This is a genomic window from Streptomyces sp. NPDC060232, assembly GCF_042726555.1.
Classification (GTDB): Bacteria; Actinomycetota; Actinomycetes; order Streptomycetales; family Streptomycetaceae; genus Streptomyces.
Map to the genome: position 1 here is coordinate 108,886 of NZ_JBHXAG010000008.1, position 18,753 is coordinate 127,638.

General features: G+C 72.5%; 16 protein-coding genes. 7 read left to right on the plus strand and 9 right to left on the minus strand.

All coding sequences use genetic code 11. The annotated features are described in order from the left end of the window. Positions 1–628: 628 nt before the first annotated feature. Positions 629–1,045, plus strand: a complete 417-nt coding sequence (locus ACFWFZ_RS14185; protein ID WP_381750311.1) for a hypothetical protein — start codon at positions 629–631, stop codon at positions 1,043–1,045. Positions 1,046–1,169: 124 nt separating this feature from the next. On the opposite strand, the gene ACFWFZ_RS14190 is transcribed toward ACFWFZ_RS14185, so the two are convergent. From ACFWFZ_RS14190 to ACFWFZ_RS14210, 5 genes are all read right to left on the minus strand, one after another. After that, positions 1,170–3,389: an NADP-dependent isocitrate dehydrogenase gene (locus ACFWFZ_RS14190; protein ID WP_387121560.1), complete on the minus strand. Its 2,220-nt coding sequence runs from the start codon at positions 3,387–3,389 to the stop codon at positions 1,170–1,172. A gap of 223 nt (positions 3,390–3,612) precedes the next feature. Then, a complete protein-coding gene (locus tag ACFWFZ_RS14195) occupies positions 3,613–3,966 on the minus strand; it encodes a DUF805 domain-containing protein (protein ID WP_387121563.1) in 354 nt (117 codons plus the stop codon). 308 nt (positions 3,967–4,274) lie between these two features. Then, a complete protein-coding gene (gene corA, locus ACFWFZ_RS14200) occupies positions 4,275–5,357 on the minus strand; it encodes a magnesium/cobalt transporter CorA (protein WP_387121566.1) in 1,083 nt (360 codons plus the stop codon). A gap of 102 nt (positions 5,358–5,459) precedes the next feature. Further along, the gene (locus tag ACFWFZ_RS14205) at positions 5,460–5,852 is read right to left on the minus strand and encodes a molybdopterin-binding protein (RefSeq protein ID WP_387121569.1); all 393 of its coding nucleotides are present in this window, start codon (positions 5,850–5,852) and stop codon (positions 5,460–5,462) included. Positions 5,853–5,883: 31 nt separating this feature from the next. After that, on the minus strand, positions 5,884–6,792 hold the full coding sequence (locus ACFWFZ_RS14210; protein WP_387121572.1) for a LysR family transcriptional regulator ArgP: 909 nt from the start codon (positions 6,790–6,792) through the stop codon (positions 5,884–5,886). 69 nt (positions 6,793–6,861) lie between these two features. On the opposite strand from ACFWFZ_RS14210, the gene ACFWFZ_RS14215 reads away from it, so the two are divergent. The 3 genes from ACFWFZ_RS14215 to ACFWFZ_RS14225 all read left to right on the plus strand — a co-directional run bounded on the left by ACFWFZ_RS14215 (position 6,862) and on the right by ACFWFZ_RS14225 (position 9,882). After that, complete coding sequence (locus ACFWFZ_RS14215; RefSeq protein ID WP_387121575.1) at positions 6,862–7,485, plus strand: LysE/ArgO family amino acid transporter; 624 nt, start codon at positions 6,862–6,864, stop codon at positions 7,483–7,485. Positions 7,486–7,614: 129 nt separating this feature from the next. Further along, positions 7,615–8,649, plus strand: coding sequence for an NUDIX domain-containing protein (locus ACFWFZ_RS14220; RefSeq protein WP_387121578.1), 1,035 nt, complete (start codon positions 7,615–7,617; stop codon positions 8,647–8,649). Positions 8,650–8,691: 42 nt separating this feature from the next. Further along, positions 8,692–9,882, plus strand: a complete 1,191-nt coding sequence (locus ACFWFZ_RS14225; RefSeq protein WP_387121581.1) for an MFS transporter — start codon at positions 8,692–8,694, stop codon at positions 9,880–9,882. Positions 9,883–9,985: 103 nt separating this feature from the next. Here ACFWFZ_RS14225 and ACFWFZ_RS14230 read toward each other — a convergent pair whose 3' ends face one another. The 4 genes from ACFWFZ_RS14230 to ACFWFZ_RS14245 form a co-directional block, all read right to left on the minus strand. Further along, the gene (locus tag ACFWFZ_RS14230; protein ID WP_387121584.1) at positions 9,986–11,431 is read right to left on the minus strand and encodes a glyceraldehyde-3-phosphate dehydrogenase; all 1,446 of its coding nucleotides are present in this window, start codon (positions 11,429–11,431) and stop codon (positions 9,986–9,988) included. 222 nt (positions 11,432–11,653) lie between these two features. After that, positions 11,654–12,799 (minus strand): PP2C family protein-serine/threonine phosphatase, encoded by a 1,146-nt coding sequence (locus tag ACFWFZ_RS14235; protein ID WP_387121587.1) that lies wholly within the window; start codon positions 12,797–12,799, stop codon positions 11,654–11,656. A gap of 258 nt (positions 12,800–13,057) precedes the next feature. Continuing rightward, positions 13,058–13,969, minus strand: a complete 912-nt coding sequence (locus tag ACFWFZ_RS14240) for a hypothetical protein (protein WP_387121590.1) — start codon at positions 13,967–13,969, stop codon at positions 13,058–13,060. Then, the gene (locus tag ACFWFZ_RS14245) at positions 13,966–15,378 is read right to left on the minus strand and encodes a phenylacetate--CoA ligase family protein (RefSeq protein WP_387121593.1); all 1,413 of its coding nucleotides are present in this window, start codon (positions 15,376–15,378) and stop codon (positions 13,966–13,968) included. The genes ACFWFZ_RS14240 and ACFWFZ_RS14245 overlap by 4 nt, the downstream gene beginning before the upstream one ends. Before the next feature lie 369 nt (positions 15,379–15,747). Between ACFWFZ_RS14245 and ACFWFZ_RS14250 the strand changes: the two genes are divergently transcribed. The 3 genes from ACFWFZ_RS14250 to ACFWFZ_RS14260 all read left to right on the plus strand — a co-directional run bounded on the left by ACFWFZ_RS14250 (position 15,748) and on the right by ACFWFZ_RS14260 (position 18,673). Further along, positions 15,748–16,596: an IclR family transcriptional regulator gene (locus ACFWFZ_RS14250; protein ID WP_387121596.1), complete on the plus strand. Its 849-nt coding sequence runs from the start codon at positions 15,748–15,750 to the stop codon at positions 16,594–16,596. Positions 16,597–16,953: 357 nt separating this feature from the next. Continuing rightward, the gene (locus ACFWFZ_RS14255) at positions 16,954–18,168 is read left to right on the plus strand and encodes a cytochrome P450, cyclodipeptide synthase-associated (protein ID WP_387121599.1); all 1,215 of its coding nucleotides are present in this window, start codon (positions 16,954–16,956) and stop codon (positions 18,166–18,168) included. 112 nt (positions 18,169–18,280) lie between these two features. Continuing rightward, on the plus strand, positions 18,281–18,673 hold the full coding sequence (locus ACFWFZ_RS14260) for a nuclear transport factor 2 family protein (protein WP_387121602.1): 393 nt from the start codon (positions 18,281–18,283) through the stop codon (positions 18,671–18,673). Positions 18,674–18,753 lie beyond the last annotated feature (80 nt).

Here is an 18,753-nt window from a genome sequence, read left to right on the forward strand (position 1 = left end):
TATGCCCCGGTGGGGCTGGACAGCAGTAGAGCCCATTACCGGCTTCCGGACAACCGTTCCCGGGGGCCGGGGTCGGGCGTGCCGGGGCGCTCCACCGCCTCCGGACCGGGTTCGCCGCCGCTGGGACACGCGCAGGAGGACGACGACGGCCTCGCGGTACGCGAGGCGGCGTATACGGATGCGCTACCCGGGGTCGGCGTGCTGCACGAGGCCGGACTCCCGTTCGCCGAGGGTTCGGACTCCCCGCGTGCGCCGCGTGGCGCCGACGGCTGGGCGCGGTTGTCGCCCGGACCGGTTCATCGCGTCGCAGTAGAGGCCGGCCACCCCCCGCGCCGATCCGCGGTACGGTCCGCAGGGGGCCGGCCCGTAGGCGCGCCGCAGCCCGGCCGGTGGCGGTGGTGAAGTCCCGGTGCAGGGGCGGCCGATGGGCCTGACCTGGGCGGCAGCGGACCCTCTGATCGGAATGCGACATTCCCCTGGCGATGCGGCGCAAATGGCGCATAATCATCGTCACACGGCCGAAAGATCCCTGCAGTCGCGGCCGCGCCTGGTCACGCATGCGATGGGGGGCATCGTGCCGATGAGGGAATCAGGGTCGACCGCAAGACTTCCTGCGACGTCCGCCGAGATGTCCCGGCTGCTCACCGCCGTCCGGAGGGGGCGGGTGCTCACCGTGGCGGGCGGCTTCCGCGAGCCGCGGAGCCTGCTGGTGCGGGAGATCGCGCGGCGGCTCGCGTCCAACTTCTACGACGGGGTGGCAGTCGTCGACCTCGACCCGCTGGAGGGCGGCTACGGCGTCCGCGAACTGACGGCCGAACTGGGCTCCGTACCCGGCGTGCCCGCACCGCCCTGCGGGACGACGACGTACGCCGCGTCCTGGCTGGCCGAGCGGGACATGCTGCTCGTCCTGGACGGTACCGAACAGCTCGGCCAGGACGCCCTGGCCTGGCTGCGCAAGCTGCTGGCCGTGGCTCCCGGGCTGCGGATCCTGGCCGCCGGCCGGTCCCCGCTGGCGTTCGACCAGGAGAGCATCCACCGGCTCTGATCCAGCAGACGGGTCCCGGAACAGCGCCGGAGGCGGGTCCGGAAACGGCGTTGGAGGCGGGTCCGGAAACGGGTCCGCCCCGGCCGGGCACGGAGCCGGCCGGGGCGGAGCGCGTCAACGGGTGTCAGCCGAGGAGGCCGAGCGCCTCGTTGAAGGTCGCGGACGGGCGCATGATCGCCGCGGCCTTCGTGGCGTCGGGCTGGTAGTACCCGCCGATCTCCGCCGGGGAGCCCTGCACCGCGATGAGCTCGGCGACGATGGTCTCCTCACGCTCGGCGAGGGTCTTGGCGAGCGGCTCGAAGGCTGCGGCCAGCTTCGGGTCGTCGATCTGCCGGGACAGCTCCTGCGCCCAGTACATGGCGAGGTAGAAGTGGCTGCCGCGGTTGTCGATGCCGCCCAGCTTGCGGCTCGGCGACTTGTCCTCGTTGAGGAAGGTGCCGGTCGCGCGGTCCAGGGTGTCGGCCAGCACCTGGGCGCGGGCGTTGCCCGTGGTGGTCGCGAGGTGCTCGAAGCTGGCGGCCAGCGCGAAGAACTCGCCCAGGCTGTCCCAGCGCAGGTAGTTCTCCTTGACGAGCTGCTGCACGTGCTTCGGGGCGGAGCCGCCGGCGCCCGTCTCGAAGAGGCCGCCGCCGTTCATGAGCGGGACGACCGACAGCATCTTGGCGCTGGTACCCAGCTCCAGGATCGGGAACAGGTCGGTCAGGTAGTCGCGCAGCACGTTGCCGGTCACCGAGATGGTGTCCTCGCCGCGGCGGATGCGCTCCAGGGAGAAGGCGGTGGCCTCGACCGGGGAGAGGATCTTGATGGTCAGGCCCTCGGTGTCGTGCTCGGCGAGGTAGGTCTTGACCTTGGCGATCAGCTGCGCGTCGTGGGCGCGGTCCTCGTCCAGCCAGAAAACGGCCGGGACGCCGGTGGCGCGGGCGCGGGTCACGGCGAGCTTGACCCAGTCCTGGATCGGCAGGTCCTTGGTCTGGCAGGCGCGGAAGATGTCGCCGGCGGCGACCTCCTGCTCCAGGACCGTGTTGCCGGCGGCGTCGACGAGGCGGACGGTGCCCGCGGCGGCGATCTCGAAGGTCTTGTCGTGGCTGCCGTACTCCTCGGCCTTCTGCGCCATGAGACCGACGTTCGGGACCGAGCCCATGGTGGACGGGTCGAAGGCGCCGTGGGCGCGGCAGTCGTCGACGACGACCTGGTAGACGCCGGCGTAGCTGCTGTCCGGGAGGACGGCGAGGGTGTCGGCCTCGTTGCCGTCGGGGCCCCACATGTGGCCGGAGGTGCGGATCATGGCCGGCATGGAGGCGTCGACGATGACGTCGGACGGCACGTGCAGGTTGGTGATGCCCTTGTCGGAGTCGACCATGGCGAGGGCCGGGCCCTCGGCGATCTCGGCGTCGATGGAGGCCTTGATCGCGTCGCCGTCGGGCAGGGCGCCCAGGCCGTTCAGGATGGCTCCGAGGCCGTCGTTGGGCGACAGGCCGGCGGCGGCGAGGGTCTCGCCGTAGCGGGCGAAGGTCTTCGGGAGGAAGGCGCGGACCACGTGGCCGAAGATGATCGGGTCGGAGACCTTCATCATCGTGGCCTTGAGGTGCACGGAGAACAGGACGTGCTCGGCCTTGGCACGCTCGATCTGGTCGTTGAGGAAGGTGCGCAGCGCGTCGACGTGCAGGACGGACGCGTCGACGACCTCGCCGGCGAGGACCGGTACGGACTCGCGCAGCACGGTGGTGGCGCCGTCGGCGGCGACGTGCTCGATGCGCAGGGTGCCGGCCTCGGCGATGACGGCGGACTTCTCGGTGGAGCGGAAGTCGTTCTCGCCCATGGTGGCGACGTTCGTCTTCGACTCGGGGACCCAGGCGCCCATGCGGTGCGGGTGCGTCTTGGCGTAGTTCTTGACCGAGCCGGGGGCGCGGCGGTCGGAGTTGCCCTCGCGCAGGACCGGGTTGACGGCGCTGCCCTTGACCTTGTCGTAGCGGGCGCGGATGTCGCGCTCCTCGTCGGTCTTCGGGTCGTCCGGGTAGTCGGGGAGGGCGTAGCCCTGGCCCTGGAGCTCGGCGACCGCGGCCTTCAGCTGCGGGATCGAAGCCGAGATGTTCGGAAGCTTGATGATGTTGGCTTCCGGGGTCTTCGCCAGCTCGCCGAGCTCGGCGAGGGCGTCGGCGATCCGCTGGTTCTCCTGGAGGTACTCGGGGAACACGGCGATGATCCGACCGGCCAGGGAGATGTCACGGGTCTCGACATTCACACCGGCCGTCGACGCGTACGCCTGGACCACAGGCAGGAAGGAATACGTCGCGAGGGCCGGGGCCTCGTCAGTGTGCGTGTAGATGATGGTCGAGTCAGTCACCGGATGCTCCGCTCCACAGTCTGCGTCTCTCGTCTGCAACATTGCTCGACATCAAGATATCTCGTGATCGGGCCGGTCAGCACAGCCCCCGGCCGCCAGTCGGCGAGACGCACGTCACGCGGGCCCCTGCGGCCCCCGCCAAACGGCGAGAGCGCCGCCCGCGGCTGTTTCCAGCCGGGACGACGCTCTGGCAGTCAGGCCGCGATCGGGCCTGCGCGCCTGATCAGGCGGCGAGGACCTTCGGGTCCTGGCCGTACTGGTTGGGCTGCTGCTGGCCGGCGGTGGCCAGCAGGACCAGCAGCCAGATGCCGCCGACGATGGGCACGAGGGAGATGAGCAGCCACCAGCCGGACTTGCCGATGTCGTGCAGACGGCGCACGGCGACGGCCAGGTTCGGGAGGAGGGTGCCGAGCGCGTAGAGCGCGTACAGCCACGGGGACGTACCGAGGACGGCGTCCAGGATCGAGACGATGATGATGGCGGCGACCTGGAAGAGTACGAACATCCAGTACTCCTGGCGGCGCGCGCGGCCGGAGAAGTCGGCGTACTTCTTCAGGACGTCGAGGTAGTAGTTCATGGGTCCCCCCAGAGGACGGTTGGTTCGGCCCGTCCTGCTGGAGCAAGCCGGGGCAGAACTTATGCCCCCCTTACGTCGGGGTCAAGCCACTTACGGGGAAGCCAAATCGGCTGAACCGCCCGATTTCCGGCACCGGAGTTACGCGTTCGGGACACCACCGCGGCGCCATGTCCCCGGACGTCCGAATCGTCCGCACGCGAGGCCTACTTGACACCCCGTGAGCCACCCGGATCGTTATTCACATCGTTACCGCCTCGCGACTCCCCGGCCCGCTCGCCGGCGGATGCCGTCAGCCGATGGGTCCGGGATCAGAGCCAGCCGTTGCGGCGGAAGCCCCGGTGGATGACGAAGCAGGCGAGCGCCATGACGCCGAGGACGAGCGGGTAGCCGTACGTCCAGTGCAGTTCCGGCATGTGGTCGAAGTTCATGCCGTAGACCCCGCAGACCATGGTGGGGACGGCCACGATCGCCGCCCACGCGGTGATCTTGCGCATGTCCTCGTTCTGGGCGACCGTCACCTGCGCGAGGTGGGCCTGGAGGATGGAGTCCAGGAGGTTGTCGTAGGCGCCGATCTGCTCGGTGGCCCGGGTCACGTGGTCCGCCACGTCCCGGAAGTACGCGCGGATCTCCGGCGGGATGACCGGTATCGGCTGGGTGGCCAGCTGCTCCAGCGGGCGGCCCAGCGGGGCCACCGCCCGCCGCAGCTGCAGGAGTTCGCGCTTGAGCTGGTAGATCCGGCCGGCGTCGCCGCGGCCGCCGTTCTCGCTGAACACCGCGGTCTCGACGGCGTCGATGTCGTTCTGCACGGCGTCCGTGACGGCCATGTAGTCGTCGACCACGTGGTCGACCACGGCGTGCAGGACCGCCGCGGGGCCCTTGCCCAGCTGGTCCGGGGCGGCTTCCAGCTCCTCGCGTACCGGCCCGAGGGTGCCGCGGCCGCCGTGCCGGATGGTGATGACGAAGTCAGGGCCGGTGAAGGCCATCAGCTCGCCGCTCTCCACCACCTCGCTGGTCGCGGTCAGTTCCTCGTGCTCGACGTAGCGCACGGTCCGGAAGACGGAGAACAGCGTGTCGCCGTAGCGCTCCACCTTGGGACGCTGGTGCGCGTTCACGGCGTCCTCGACGGCGAGGGGGTGCAGGCCGAACAGCTCCGCGAGCCCGGCGAGTTCGTCCTGCGCCGGCTCGTGCAGGCCGATCCAGACGAAGCCGTCGCCCGCCTTGCGGACCCGGCGCAGCGCCTCCTCGGCCTCCGCGCAGTCCTCCTGCCGTACGCCGTCCCGGTAGACCAGGCAGTTGACCACCGAGCTGCCGAGCGGGGAGCGGGCGGGGTGGCTGAGGTCGACGGCCCGCCGGTAGCCGCGGCGCACGGCCCGGCGCAGGTTGCTGAACATGGACAACGGCGTACTCCCCTTCGGCGGATCACCGGCCAGTCTGCCATCGCCGCCGGAGCGCCCGTGCCCGGGCTCACCGCCCGCCCGCCGGAGGGCGGGGCCTCAGGCCCGGTCGATGAACACGCTGGTCGACTTCACCCGTGCCGTGGCCCGCGCGCCCACCTCCAGGCCGAGTTCCTCCACCGCCTCCCGCGTCAGCAGCGACACGATGCGGTGCGGGCCGGCCTGGATCTCCACCTGTGCGTCGACCGTGCCCAGCTTCACCCCGGTGACGATCCCGGGGAAGGCGTTGCGCGCCGAGGTGTGGGCGGCCTCCTCGTCTTCGGCACCCTCCCGCGCGGCCTCGACGCAGAACGCGGCCAGGTCCGGCCCGTCCACCATCCTGCGGGTGCCCTCGCGGCGGGTGGGGAAGCGTTCGGCATCCGCCCACCGCCGGGCGGTGTCGATGCTGACGCCGAGCAGCCGGGCGGCCTGGCCGATCGTGTAGGACTCCATGGCCGGCAAGCCTATGCGTCGGCGCGGGCGATCACGCCGAAGCGTTGCGCAGTGCCTCCGCGGCCGCCGCCGCGACGATGTCGGCCACCAGCGACAGGGCCGGTGAGTCCAGCTTCCACTGCTGCCAGTACAGCGGTACGTCCAGCGGCCGCCGGGGCACCACCAGTACCAGCTCACCCGCGCGTACCAGCGGGCCCGCCTGCTGCTCGGGCACCAGCCCCCACCCCAGCCCGGCGACGACCGCGTCGCGGAAGCCCTCCGAGGTCGGCACGTGGTGCCGCACCGGCCCCGCGCCGGCTGCCCCGTCCCCGGTCAGGGAGCGGACGAAGGCGTCCTGGAGGTCGTCCTTGCGGTCGAAGACGATCGTCGGAGCCTCCCGCAGGTCCCGCTCCGGCGTGCCCGTCAGATACCGGGCGGCGAAGGCGGGGCTGGCCGCCGGCAGGTACCGGGCCAGACCCAGCATCCGTACGCTGCACCCGGCCACCGGGTCCGGTGAGGAGGTCACCGCCGCCATGACCTGCCCCTCGCGCAGCAGCGCAGTCGTGTGCGACTCGTCCTCGCGGTGCAGCTCGACGCAGATCGGCGGGTCCTGCGGCACCCTCGTCAGCGCCGGCAGGAACCATGTCGCGAGGGAGTCGGCGTTCACCGCGATCGGCAGCCGCACGGGGCCCCGCTCGTCGGCCATGCCCAGCTCGGCGCGCGCGTCCCGCTCCAGCCGGGCCAGCTGCCGGGCGAAGCGGACCACCACCTCACCGGACTCCGTCGCCCGCACCGGCTTGGTCCGCATCAGCAGCACCCGGCCGGTGCGCTGTTCGAGGGCCTTGACGCGCTGGCTGACCGCCGAAGGCGTCACGTGCAGGGCGGCCGCCGCCGCGTCGAAAGTGCCCTCGTCGACCACGGCGAGGAGGGTGCGTACCTGGTCCAGGGGAAGCTCATCCATCACAAACACTAATGGTACGTAAAAATCTTTAGCTGTACTGAAAAGTGTCGGCTGCCTACGGTCGGAGCCATGACACACGGCATCATCACCGCCGCCCTGGCCGGCTTCGGCACCGGGCTCTCCCTCATCGTCGCCATCGGCGCGCAGAACGCCTTCGTCCTCCGCCAGGGCGTGCGCCGACACGCGGTCCTCGCCGTGGTCGCCATCTGCGCCGTCTCCGACGCGCTCCTCATCGCCCTCGGCGTCGCCGGCGTCGGGGCGTTCGTGACCGCCTGGCCGGCCGCCCTGACGGTCGTGGGGCTGGCCGGGGGCGTCTTCCTCGTCTGTTACGGGGTCCTCGCCGCGCGCCGGGTGCTGCGGCCCGTCCCCGGTGCCGCCCTCACCACGGAGGGAGCGTCCGCCGGATCCGCCCGCCGGGCCGTACTGACCTGCCTGGCCATGACCTGGCTCAACCCGCACGTCTACCTCGACACCGTGCTGCTCGTCGGATCCCTCGCCGCCGACCGCGGCGACCTGCGCTGGGCCTTCGGCGTCGGGGCCGGCCTGGCCAGCCTGACCTGGTTCGCCGGCCTGGGCTACGGGGCCCGGCTGCTGAGCGGCCTGCTCGCCCGCCCCTCGGCCTGGCGGGTCCTGGACGGCCTCGTCGCGGCGACGATGGTCACCATGGGCGGCTTCCTCCTGGCCCGCGCCTGATCCCTGGCGGGCTCGGCAGGACGGCCCCGGTCCGCCCGCCGCCGTCGGGGGTCCCGCATGTCGGCGCGGGGCGGCGGCCGGCGCCCGGCATAGTGCTCCTGCCGACGACCCGAGCCCCAGGAGCCCGCCGTGCCCGACCGTCCCTCCCCCGACGCGGTGCGCGCGTACTACGCCGCGCAGCCGGCGCCGCTCGTGGCCGCCACCGGGATCGTCCTGGACACCCGCGGGCGGGTCCTCGTGCTGACCACCTCGTACAAGGCGGACCTGGAGCTGCCGGGCGGCTCGGTCGAGGACACCGAGACGCCGGAGCAGGGGCTGGCCCGCGAGCTGCGGGAGGAACTGGACCTCGGTGTGCCGGTCGGCCGGCTGCTGGCGGTGGACTCGCGGCCGCCCGGCCGGCTCGGCCGTTCCCTGATCGTGCACGTCCACCTCGTCGGGCCGCTCTCGCCCCAGGAGGCCGCGGCGATCGCCTTCGCCGACGGCGAGATCACCGGGGCGCGCTGGCTGGGGCCGGAGGAGGCCTGCGCGGTCCTGCCCGACCGGGTCGCGCCCCGGCTGCGCGCGGGACTGGCCGCCCTGCACGCCGGTTCCTTCGCCCACCTGGTCGACGGTGTGCCCCAGCCGGGCTCGCCGGCCGGTCTGGATCCGGCGCGTCGGGCGGCCCTGGAGCACGCGGGCGCACTCGACGCGGCCAGCCACCGGGCCAGCCGGCCGAAGGTGCTGACCGCGGCGAGCGTGGTGTTCACCGCCGCCGACGGCGGGATCCTGCTGGTGCAGCCCGCGTACGGCCGCACCGACCGCTGGAACCTGCCGGGCGGCGGCATCGACAGCGACCTCGGTGAGATCCCGCGCGCGGCGGCCCGGCGGGAGGTCCGCGAGGAGCTCGGCCTCGACCTCGCCCCGGGCCGCCTGCTCGCCGTGAACTGGTCGCACAAGCCCGGCCGCCCGGCCCGTATCCGCTTCCTCTACGACGGCGGCGTCCTCGACGCCCCCACCCTCGCCCGGATCCGGCTGGACCCCACCGAGCTCCTCCAGTGGCGCACCGTCCCGCGCGAGGAACTCCCCGCCCTGGTCAAGGGTGCGCTGCGGCGCCAGATCACCGCCTGCCTCGACGCGCGGGCCAGCGGCGCCGGCCCGTTGGAACTCCACGCGGGCCGCCCCTGACCCGCCCTGCGGGCCCGCGGAGGCCGCGTTACCGTCGGCGGCATGGACGGTGATCGCCGAGGGTGGCGCCAGTGCTTGCTCAGCGGGGCGGTGTTCGCCGTGTGCATGGCCGGCACCACGCTGCCGACCCCGCTCTACGGCCTCTACCAGGAGAAGTTCGGGTTCTCCGAGCTGGTGGTGACCGTCGTGTACGCCGTGTACGCCTTCGGGGTCATCGGCGTGCTCCTGCTGGCGGGCAACGCCTCGGACGCCGTCGGCCGGCGGCCGGTGCTGCTGGCGGGCCTGGGGTTCTCCGCGGCCAGCGCCGTCTGCTTCCTGTGCGCCACCGCGATGGGCTGGCTGTACGCCGGGCGGCTGCTGTCAGGCCTCTCCGCCGGGCTGTTCACCGGAGCCGCCACGGTCTACGTGATGGAACTGGCGCCGCCCGGCGGGGCCTCCCGGGCCACGTTCGTGGCCACGGCCGCCAACATGGGCGGGCTGGGCTGCGGGCCCCTCCTCGCCGGGGTGCTGGCGCAGTACGCCCCCTGGCCGCTGTACCTGCCGTTCGCCGTGCACCTGTTCCTGGTGGCCGTCTCGGCCGCCGTCGTGCTGGGGCTGGACGAGACCGTACGGGAGCGGCGGCCGCTGAGCACCGTACGGCCGCAGCGGCCCGGCGTACCCCCGCAGGTGCGGTCCGTCTTCGGGCCCGCCGCGGTCGCCGCGTTCGCGGGCTTCGCGCTGTTCGGGGTGTTCACCTCGGTCAGTCCGGCCTTCCTCGCGCAGTCCCTCGACGTGACCGACCACGCCGTGAGCGGGCTGGTCGTCGCGCTGGCCTTCTTCTCCTCGACCGCCGGACAGCTGGCGGTCGGCCGGGTCGGGGTGGCACGGTCGCTGCCGCTGGGCTGCGCGGGACTGCTCGCCGGGCTGGCGCTGCTCGCGGGCGCTCTGGTGTGGGACCTGCTGGCACTGGTGGTGGCGAGCGCGGTCGTCGGCGGGGCCGGGCAGGGGATGGCGTTCCGCGCGGCGCTGGCGGCGGTGGCCGCGGCCTCGCCGCCGGACCGGCGCGCGGCGGTGATCTCGACGCTGTTCGTCGTGGCCTACGCGGGCATCTCCGTACCGGTGATCGGTGTCGGACTGCTCGTGGACCCGATGGGCCTGGAGGGCGCCGGGCTGGTGTTCATCGTGTGCATGGCCGCTCTGGTCGGGGCCGCCGCCGTCTACCTGCTGCGACGGCCGGTGCCCGCGGACGCCTGAGCGGGCGGGCAGGCCCGGGGGGGCGGAGGACCGGGCGCGGGAAACACCGCCGCCCCGCGGCGCGGAGCGGCGGGGCGGCGGTGCGGACACCGGTCGGGCGGGATCAGACCGCCGGAGCCGGGTAGGTCGGGTACTCCACGCCGGAGACGTGCTGGACGACGCGGATGACCTGGCACGAGTAGCCGAACTCGTTGTCGTACCAGAGGTAGAGGATCGCGTTGTCGCCGTCGACCTTGGTCGCGCCGGCGTCGACGATGGACGCGTGGCGCGAGCCGACGAAGTCCATGGAGACGGCGTCGGGGGCGGTGGTGAAGTCGATCTGGCGCTTCAGCGGCGAGTTCAGCGAGACGTCGCGCAGGTGGTCGAGGACTTCCTCGCGGGTGGTCTCGCGGCCCAGGCGCAGGCTGAGGATGGCGATCGAGACGTCCGGGACGGGGACGCGGATCGAGCTGCCGGTGATCGGCGCCTTGAGCTCGGGCAGCGCCTTCGCGACGGCGGATGCGGCGCCGGTCTCGGTGATGACCATGTTCAGCGGCGCGGAGCGGCCGCGGCGGTCGGCCTTGTGGTAGTTGTCCAGCAGGTTCTGGTCGTTCGTGAACGAGTGGACGGTCTCGACGTGGCCGCGCAGGACGCCGTACTCGTCGTCCATGGCCTTCAGCGGCGGGACGATCGCGTTGGTGGTGCAGGACGCGCAGGACAGGATCCGCTCGTCCGGCTTGACGGTGTCGTGGTTGACGCCGTGCACGATGTTCGGGACGTCGCCCTTGCCCGGGGCGGTCAGGACGACCTTGTCGATGCCGGGGCGCAGGTGCTTGGACAGGCCCTCGCGGTCGCGCCACTTGCCCGTGTTGTCGATGAGGATGGCGTCCTTGACGCCGTACGCCGTGTAGTCGATCTCGGAGGGGTCGTTGGCGTAGATCACCTTGATCGCGTTGCCGTTGGCGACGATGGTGCTGTTGGCCTCGTCGACGGTGATCGTGCCCTGGAACTGGCCGTGGATCGAGTCGCGGCGCAGCAGCGAGGCGCGCTTGACCAGGTCCTGGTCGCCGCCGCCCCGGACGACGATGGCCCGCAGGCGCAGGCCCTTGCCGGAGCCGGCCTTCTCGATGAGCAGGCGGGCGACCAGGCGGCCGATGCGGCCGAAGCCGTACAGGACGACGTCGCGGCCCTCGCTGCGCTCCAGCTTGTTCTCGCCCGTGGCGCCGGCGACGGCCTGGGCGGTGAACTCCTCCACCGACAGGCCGTGGTCGTCGGCCTTGTACGTGGCGGCGAGCATGCCGAGGTCGATCTGCGAGGGACCGAGGTCGAGGGCGGTGAGCGCCTGCAGGAACGGCATGGTCTCGGTGACCGACAGCTCCTCGCCGTCGATCTGCCGCGCGAAGCGGTGGGTCTTGAGGATGCTGACCACCGATTTGTTCACCAGGGAGCGGCTGTGGAGCAGGATGTTGACGTCCCGCTCCCGGTGCAGCTTCCCGATGATCGGGATCATCGCCTCCGCGATCTCCTCGCGGTGGTTCCAGTTGGTGAACGAGTCCTCGTTGACAGTCACAGGCTTTATCTTTCGAGCTAGGCGGCGCTCATATGCTAACCCCACTGCCCATTGGCCGCTTAAGGGGTACCCGTCCAAGGACACGGCGTACCGGTTCGCCCGCGTTCACGCTGGTACGCGGCGCCCTCGGACCGGCCGCGGCCGCCGCCCGGAAGGCCTCGAAGGCGGCGACGGGCTCGCACAGCGAGCGCCGCGCACCAGGAGCCACTGCACGCGTGTCTGTCATCGGGCCTGCCCTCCGGCGTCGTCGAGCCGGTCGACGACGATCATCGCCACGTCGTCGTCCAGCCGGTCCTCGGTATGGCGGACCAGTGCCTGGCACAGCCGGTCCAGGAACTCCCGGGGCCCTCGGTCGGGCATCGCCTCCATGGCCTCCGGCAGGGCGAAGAAGGCGTTGCCGCGGTCCCGGGCCTCGTTGACGCCGTCGGTGTGGAGCAGCAGGCGGTCGCCGGGCAGGAAGGCATAGCCGTCGCGGGTGCCGGGCGGGCCGGTGATGAACTCGCCCAGGCCGAGCGGCGGCAGCGGAGTGCTGGGCATCAGGGGCTGGACCTTGCCGTCGCGCAGCAGCAGCGGCGGCGGGTGGCCGCGGTTGACCACCTCGACCACGTGCCCGGCGGGGACCTGGGCCACCACCGCGGTGACGAAGCCCTCCACGAGCGCCTCCTCGTCGACCGCGCCCGGCACGGCGGCGTCCCGGCGCATCGCCTCCTCGCAGTGCCTGATGACGTCCACCAGGTCGTCCTCGTAGTGCACCGCCTCCCGGAAGGCGCCCAGTACGGCCGCGGCCGTCCGTACGGCGGGCAGGCCCTTGCCCCGCACGTCTCCGACGATCATCCGGATCCCGTACCGGGTCTCCATGGCCTCGTAGAGGTCCCCGCCGATCTGCGCGCCCTTCTCGGCCGCGAGGTAGAGGCTGGCCGCGCGCAGGGGGCCCAGCCGCTCGGGGACGGGCCGCAGCAGGACCTTCTGCGCCGCGGAGGCGATCCGGCGGACCTGGTTCAGCTCGCTCGCGCTGCGTGCGCGGGCCATGCGGCTGGTCGTCACGCTGGCCACCGACACCAGGAAGAGGGCGATGAAGTTGCTGTAGACCTGCTGGTTGCCCCACGCCTGGTTGTACGTGGCGGTGGTGATGCTCACGGCCACGGCGAGGGCCGCCGCGGCGACGGTGCCCTTGGGGCCCATGGTCACCGCGGCCAGCGCCGGCGTGGCCACCAGGAAGGGCCCGGTGTACAGGACGTGCGCGGGCGTGAACTCGATGGCCAGCACCAGGAGCGCGATCGCGAAGGGCACGCACTCCGCGAGGACGAAGAGGACCTGGTGGTGGCCGCTGCCTCCCGGTCGGGGAGTGGAGCGGATGGACACCCGCATGCATACAGCCTGCGCCGTCGGAGCTCGTCACCGCCACTCGCCGCGACCCCACAGCGTGCCGCGCGGCGCCACGCCACACCGGGTCGGGGCCGGTCGGGGCCGGTCGGGGCCGGTCCGCGCCTCCGTACGGCGGCCTGGCGAAGTCCCCGGCGCAGGGCCGCGGGGCGGCGGGCATGTCCTTGCGTGCGCACACCGGGGAACGCGTCCCGGCAGTGCAGCACCGCCGCGGCCGGCGTCCCGGCCCCCGGACCTGTCCGATCAGGCCACCGGCCGGGCCTCGGCGCGGACCGGGGCCTGCCGCGGGGCGTCCGCGCGGTCGCGGCGGAAGACGATGTCGGCCATCCGGCGCTCCGGCCCCCGGCGGCGCAGGACCTGGTAGGCGGCGAAGGCGGCCGGGCCGAAGAACACCTGGGCGGGGATGATGCCGGGGGCGTCGCCGGTGGCCGCCGAGATCAGGTGCAGGGCCGCCACGGGCGCCGCGGCCCCGAACAGCACGACCAGGGCGACCCCGGTCCGCAGCCCCGGCTTCCCGTACGCCTTGTAGGCGGTGGTCGTGAAGAGGGCGTAGGCCAGCAGGTCGCCCATGCCGACGACGGCGCCGAGGTCCTCACCGATGCGCAGGCCCGCGGCCGGTGCGTACGGATAGCCCTGGACGGCGTCGGCGAGCTCCTGGGTCAGCGGCACGACCCAGGCGAAGAAGGCGTCGTAGGCGGCGAGGGCGAGCAGGAACCACGCCACGTTCTTCAGCCGCATGCCGCCCTGGACGTTGAGGTTGGTGGCGGAGACGACGACCAGGCCGACGACACAGCTGTTCGCCACCCAGTACGGCGGTGCGGTCTCGCCGAAGGCCAGGTGCGTGACGAGTACGCTCGCGATCAGCGCGGTGATCAGCGCCCAGCGCAGCCGGCCGTTGCCGACGAGGGGCTGGTAGCCGACGGACAGTCCCCCGGCGAAGACCAGGGCGAGCACGGCGGGGAGGACGGCGCCCGGCAGTGCGAGGTAGACGTACGGCAGCGCCAGGACGAAGCCCATCATCAGGAAGATGTCGCGGCCGTTGAAGACGCCGACGGGCGGCCTCGCCGTGCGGACGGCACGGAAGTAGGCGATGGTGCCGGCGACGACCGCGAGCGCGAGGGCCGCGGTGACCACGAGCTGGAAGAAGACCGTCATGCGTGGCTCCGGGTGAAGGTGTGCTCCAACAGGTCACAGCGGAGGGGGAAGCGGCGCGCGGCCTCCTCGTCGTCCAGCGGCAGGACGGTGACCCGCGCGTCGATGTCGCGGGCCCGCAGCCGCTCGGTCACCTCGGCCGTGGTCGCGGCCGGCGAGGCGACCTCCACGTGGAGGCGGCCGTCGGGCCCGACCTGCGCCCGGTGGCGCAGCGGCCACGGCATGCCCGGGGTGCCGTCCAGGGCCTCGACGATGTCGCGCGGCGTCACGACCGCGTCGGCGGTGCGCAGCAGGGTGCCCGCCTTGCCGAGGATCTGCGAGACGGCGGGCACGGCGGCCAGTTCACAGTCCGGTTCGCCCTGAAGGGTGCGTACGACGTCGCCGGTGTTGTACCGCAGGACCGGCATGCACTCCCGGTAGGGGTAGTACGGCGTGACGGTCAGTTCCCCGAGCTGTCCGGGGGCGACGGGCTCACCCGTGTCGAGGCCGAGCACCTCGGTGTACCCCATGTTGGGATCGATGTGGAGGTGGTGGTGGCTGCAGGTGCGGCCGCCGACGGGCAGCAGCTCGGTCATGCCGAAGTTGTCGCCGATCGTCTGCGCGCCGAAGGTCTCGCGCAGGGCCCGTACGAGGGCCGGCGACACGATCTCGCCGCCGGCGTAGATCGACCGGAGGCCGAAGTCGTCCGGCCCGTAGCCGCGGCGGCGTGCCGCCGTGAGCATCCGGGCCAGGTAGCTGGGGTTGCCGGTGAGCAGGGTGGGGCGGGTGCCGTTGCCGCCGAGCAGATGCTCGACGGACTCCTCGGGCGGGACCTGCCCGACGACGTGGCAGGAGGCGCCCACGAGCCGGCAGACCTCCACGTCCTCCTGTACGGCGGCCGTCGCCCGGGAGCTGAGGTTGATCTGCATCCGGTCGCCGGGGCGGATGTCGCCGCGCAGCACGACGGACAGCGCGATCAGTGCCGGCCAGAGCTCCATCTCGTAGCGGGAGAGCCACATCTGGACGGGGCGGCCGGTGGTGCCGGTCGTCTGGGTCGCGAGGTAGGGGGGGCTGCACAGGAAGTCGGCGGGGCGCTCGACCAGGTCGGCCTTGCGGGTGACGGGGATCCGGGTGAGCGTCTCGGTGGTCAGTCCGTCGAGGTCGATGCCGGCGAGCCGCTCCTGGTAGAAGGGTGATCGACTGGCGAGTCGGCGCACGGTCCGCTGGAGCGCGCGGTTCTGCAGGTCGCGGCGCTCGTCGGGGTCGGCGAACGGCCCGTCGGCCAGTTCGTCGACGTCGTCGCCGAGTGAGCCGAACTCCTCAAGCGTGGCGAGGGCGTCGGCGACCAGCCGCTCCACGGCCCGTACGTTCAGCTTCCGGCCGAACACCATGGCCATCGCCACGCGGACCTGCCGGACACCGGTCTCCAGCACTCATGCCTCCCTAGAACGTGAAGAAAAGGGGTGGGGGCGGCACGCCGCCCCCACCCCCCGAATCTGCGTCAGCTGGCAGAGCAAGAGCCGAAGAAGACGGCCGTCATGGCACCCATGACGTACTTGAACTGCTTGGCGCTGGTCTTGATCGCGCTCATCGGATCCTCCTTTTGTCGCTCCTGGCGGACGGGCGTCCCGTGCCCGGTTCAGGGGCCGGTCCGAACGTCCCTGGGTGACAACACCCTGGCGCGATCGAGATGCACGGGCAATGATCTGGTCCGTCCAACGGACCGGCGAAAGCGGAGGGCGGTACCACCGTTCTTGCTGATGGGCCGGGACGAACGGGGAGTTACGGACACCATCCGACCGATGACGTCCGTACGGAAGGGGGAACCGCTCATGGCCAGATCCGGCACTGAGGGGCGGGGTGTCCTGGAGGGCGCGTTTGCACTCATGGAGGTGCTCGCGCACGGCGACGAGATCGGCCTGACCAGGCTGGCGGCCGACGCCGAACTGCCCAAGGCAACGGCGCACCGGCTGCTCGGGCAGCTGGTCGCGCTCGGCGCGGTGCAGAGCTGTTCGGGCCGCTACCGGCTGGGCCCGAGGACGTTCCGGCTGGGGCAGGCGTGGCACCCGGCGCGGACACTGCGGGCCGCGTCGGCGCGGCCCTTGCGTGAACTGGCTTCAACGAGCGTCAGGTTGGCCGTCAGCCTGTCGGTTCCCGAGGCGGGGCACGCCATCGTGGTGGGGAGCACGCGCAGCGAGGTGGACGACGTCTTCGCGCTGCATCCCGGGGTCGTCCTGCCGCCCGGGAGTGCGGCCGAGCTGATCCTGACGGCGTCCGCTCCCGAGGCGGCCGCGCCTGCGGGGTGGTCGCGGGCCGCGTGGTCGCGGGAGGCGGCGCGGGCCCGGGAGCAGGGCATGGCCTTCCAGTACGGTCAGTGCGTGAGCGCGCTGTCGTGCGTGGCGGCGCCGGTGTTCTCCGATACGGGGCAGGCGGTGGCCGCGGTGGCGGCGACCGCGCTGGACGGCAAGCAGATCGCCCCGCTGGGCGAGGCCGTGGTCCGTACGGCGGCGATGGTCAGCGCCAACCTGTCGAGGCTGCCGGCCCCCGCGGCGCGGCCGCGCCGCGCGTGGGAGCCCGCCCGGGGTCCGGCGGCCCAGGACCCGGCCGACGGGGAACCGCACGCCGCGCTGGCACCGGCCCGTCGGACCTAGGGTCTGTATCGAGTTGCCCCGCGGGGCAACTCGATACAGGCCCTAGTGCTGTCGTCGGGCGGGCGGGGCGGCGGACGCCGCCCCGCCCGCGCGCGCCCGCCCGTACGCGGCGCGTGCGTCCTCGATGACCGACGCGGGGCGACCTTCGATGGTCATGGGACCACAGTGCCACGAGTGACGGCGGGGCCACCGACCGGCGGGTACGACGACCGATGGTCCGACCGGCATCGGTAGCATCCCTCGGACTCCCGGACGAGGCCCCACGCGCCCACCCCCACCCCCACCCACCCCCACACCGCACCATGCGCAACCTTCGAGAGGTCGCCGAACATGCCCCTGGCAACTCCCCCTTTCAGTGTGCTGTCCGATGCGTTCGCCGCCGCGCCCCACCACTTCTACGCGCACCTGCGGGAGCAGGCTCCGGTGCACCACGAGCCGGCGATCGAAAGCTGGTTCGTCTCCCGCTACGAGGACGTGAAGCGGGTACTGACCGACCACGACGCCTTCACCACCGAGATGTTCCAGGCGCGCGCCGAGCCGGTGATGCGCGGGCGGGTCCTCGCCCAGATGACCGGAGCCGAGCACACCGCCAAGCGGAAGATCGTCGTACGGGGTTTCACCGGAGCCGCCCTCCGGGCCCAGGTACGCGCCATCCGCACCAACGCAGCCGAACTCCTGGCGCCGTTCCTCCCCCGCGGCCGGATGGACCTGGTCAACGACTTCGGCAAGCCGTTCGCCGTCCACGTGGCCCTCGACGTCCTCGGCCTGGACCGGGCGGACTGGCAGCAGGTGGCCGAATGGCACGGCGGCATCGCCGAGTTCGTCACCAGCCTGTCCCTCACCCCGGAGCGCCGCCGCCACTGCCTGGACTGCGCCGAGCAGTTGGAGGCCTACCTCGCTCCCGTGATCGAGCAGCGGCGCCGCCACCCCGGCGAGGACCTGATATCGGGCCTGTGCACCGCCGAGTTCGACGGCGTCGCGATGAGTGATCGCGATGTCACCGCCCTGATCCTCAACGTGCTGATCGCCGCCGCCGAGCCGGCGGACAAGACCCTCGCACTGCTCTTCCGGCATCTGATCGACCACCCCGAGCAGTTGGCGCAGGTCCGCCGGGACCCGGACCTGCTGGGCGCCGCCGTCGCCGAGACCCTGCGCTTCACCCCGCCCGTCCAGCTCATTCCCCGCCAGGCGGAGGCGGACGTGGTGCTGGCGGGCACCACCGTCCCGGCGGGCGCCACCGTCTTCTGCATGATCGGCGCCGCCAACCGCGACCCGGACGCGTTCACCGCCCCGGACACCTTCGACATCCACCGCGCGGACCTGGGCACGGCCCGCTCCTTCACCGCGGCGGCCCAGCACCTGGCCTTCGGGGCCGGACTCCACCAGTGCGTCGGCGCGGCCTTCGCCCGTGCCGAGATCGAGACCGTCGCCGCCATGCTCCTGCCCCTGCTGGACGGGGTCCGCTACAGCCCCGGCTTCCGCTACCGGGAGGCCGGCCTGTACACGCGGGGTCCGGTCGCCCTGTCACTGGACTTCACTCCCGTCCAAGGACGTGGAACCCGCCGTGGGTGACGCCCGTCTTGTATGGCGGCCACGGCCGGGACCGGCCGCGGCCCGTACTGCCCGGCCCCGCAAGCCGGTTACGGACAACCCCCCACTCCCCCAGGCGAAGACGAAGACGACGATGACATCGACCGACATCACCAGAGCCATCACCGACCTGCTCTTCACCCCCGGCCTCGACCTCACCGAGGCCGTCGACCGGCACTTCACCCCCGACTACCGCCAGCGCACCGACGGCGTCCGGAGCGACCGGACCGCCTTCGTGCAGCACATGGCGCGACTGCGCACCCTGGTCCGCGACGGGCACATCGAGGTCCACGACGAGCTGCGGGACGGTGCGCGCTACGCCGACCGGCACACCGTCACCCTCACCCAGCACAACGGACGCACCTCCCGCACCGAGGTCTACCTCTTCGCCCGGATGGCCCCGGACGGCCGCTTCCAGTCCGTCGAGGAGACCACCCTCCTGGTCACCGGCCACCCCGACGACGGGAACCTCGGCAGCGTCAAGTGACGCGAAGGGGGCTCCGACCGGGGGCTCCGACCGGGGGCTCCGACGGAGGAATCCGACGCGGGAGATCCGACGGGGAACCC

Excerpts from the sequence above, each read along its gene's own strand:
- ACFWFZ_RS14185 (WP_381750311.1), top strand. The coding sequence starts at position 629 with ATGTCCCGGCTGCTCACCGCCGTCCGGAGGGGGCGGGTGCTCACCGTG.
- ACFWFZ_RS14195 (WP_387121563.1), bottom strand. The coding sequence starts at position 3,966 with ATGAACTACTACCTCGACGTCCTGAAGAAGTACGCCGACTTCTCCGGC.
- corA (WP_387121566.1), bottom strand. The coding sequence starts at position 5,357 with ATGTTCAGCAACCTGCGCCGGGCCGTGCGCCGCGGCTACCGGCGGGCC.
- ACFWFZ_RS14205 (WP_387121569.1), bottom strand. The coding sequence starts at position 5,852 with ATGGAGTCCTACACGATCGGCCAGGCCGCCCGGCTGCTCGGCGTCAGC.
- ACFWFZ_RS14210 (WP_387121572.1), bottom strand. The coding sequence starts at position 6,792 with ATGGATGAGCTTCCCCTGGACCAGGTACGCACCCTCCTCGCCGTGGTC.
- ACFWFZ_RS14215 (WP_387121575.1), top strand. The coding sequence starts at position 6,862 with ATGACACACGGCATCATCACCGCCGCCCTGGCCGGCTTCGGCACCGGG.
- ACFWFZ_RS14225 (WP_387121581.1), top strand. The coding sequence starts at position 8,692 with ATGGACGGTGATCGCCGAGGGTGGCGCCAGTGCTTGCTCAGCGGGGCG.
- ACFWFZ_RS14235 (WP_387121587.1), bottom strand. The coding sequence starts at position 12,799 with ATGCGGGTGTCCATCCGCTCCACTCCCCGACCGGGAGGCAGCGGCCAC.
- ACFWFZ_RS14240 (WP_387121590.1), bottom strand. The coding sequence starts at position 13,969 with ATGACGGTCTTCTTCCAGCTCGTGGTCACCGCGGCCCTCGCGCTCGCG.
- ACFWFZ_RS14250 (WP_387121596.1), top strand. The coding sequence starts at position 15,748 with ATGACGTCCGTACGGAAGGGGGAACCGCTCATGGCCAGATCCGGCACT.
- ACFWFZ_RS14260 (WP_387121602.1), top strand. The coding sequence starts at position 18,281 with ATGACATCGACCGACATCACCAGAGCCATCACCGACCTGCTCTTCACC.